This window comes from Pedobacter sp. HMWF019, assembly GCF_003061025.1.
In the GTDB taxonomy this organism is placed as follows: domain Bacteria; phylum Bacteroidota; class Bacteroidia; order Sphingobacteriales; family Sphingobacteriaceae; genus Pedobacter.
The window spans coordinates 1-1218 of sequence record NZ_QAIL01000618.1 but is presented as its reverse complement, the minus strand read 5'-3'; the positions used below and the strand labels follow the sequence as shown (position 1 = coordinate 1218).

Annotated in this window: 2 protein-coding genes; one reads left to right on the top strand and one right to left on the bottom strand. The window is 45.0% G+C overall.

Annotation, left to right across the window (positions count from 1 at the left end):
* The coding region (locus DBR11_RS29820; protein WP_158275414.1) for a hypothetical protein at positions 1–243 on the top strand (243 nt) is incomplete at its 5' end.
* A 273-nt stretch (positions 244–516) separates the two neighbouring features.
* Here the strand turns inward: DBR11_RS29820 and lipB are convergent.
* Positions 517–1215 (bottom strand): lipoyl(octanoyl) transferase LipB, encoded by a 699-nt coding sequence (gene lipB, locus DBR11_RS29200; RefSeq protein ID WP_108556039.1) that lies wholly within the window; start codon positions 1213–1215, stop codon positions 517–519.
* Positions 1216–1218 lie beyond the last annotated feature (3 nt).

The window sequence follows — 1218 nt, the reverse complement described above, 5'->3', positions numbered from 1 at the left end:
TTTTCCCGGCAAAGTGCACAGGAGGGTGCAGAAACGGCAGGAGGCAGAAACGGACAAGATGGATCGGCAAGGAGTAAAATAACAATGGAGCTCAAAGGAAAGGAACAACGACCTATAATCAAAACTGGCCAGTCACGGATCAAAACCGCACTTCAAACGCAGCTCATTCGGGAAATGCGCATCCTGGTCCGGTTCACAGGCATACCGCGTTTATCTGCGTCCGCCGCTTGGTATAGCCCCTGACTAAGCGCTATATAGCCTATCCATCTATTGTATACTACTATAGATGGATAGGCTATATATATAAGGTTACTGAAAAAAAGATAAGAATGGCAAGGTTACCACCCTCACTAGCCAATATGCTGAGGAATTTTTAGGAGACCTGCTGGAAGGCCTTAGAGATCTGCGGCCCCTTCGGCCGCCTGATATCGCGCAGCCTGGAAGCAGGTCTCCTAAAAATTCCAATGATACCCCCCTCAAAAACACAAGAAAGGAAATTAATCCAGACAGATAAAACTAAACATCCAGTTTCATAGAGAACAGATCCGCAATATGGCCTCTGAGAACAGTCTTAACTTCTTCCATATCCAGTTCACGCCCAAGCTCACGCTTCAACGAAGTCACATCCTTATCATCTATTCCGCAAGGAACAATGTTTTTGAAATAGTCCAAATCCGTATTCACATTAAAAGCAAAACCATGCATGGTCACCCAGCGGCTACACCTTACGCCCAGAGCGCAGATCTTCCTGGCCTTTTCGTTATCCGCATCCAGCCAAACCCCGGTATAGCCTGGGTACCTCCCCGCCTCAACGCCATAATCCTTTAAAGTGAGAATAACCGCCTCTTCGAGGGTTCTCAGATATAAATGAATGTCAGTAAAAAAATTGTCCAGATCAAGTATAGGATATCCTACGATCTGGCCCGGACCATGATAGGTAATATCACCGCCCCTGTTTATTTTATAATAGGTAGCCTGTTTTTCCTCCAGACCCTTTTCATCCAATAGTAAATTCTCCGGCAAACCACTTTTCCCTAGCGTATATACATGAGGGTGTTCGCAAAAGATCAGCACATTGGGGGTTTCAATTTCCGTATGATTGGTACGGTTTGCCGTTTTAAGGGCTACAGTCTGATTAAAAATTTCTTCCTGTTGGTCCCAGGCCTGTTGGTAATCGATCAGCCCCCAGTCTATATATTTTACATTTTTATTCATAAC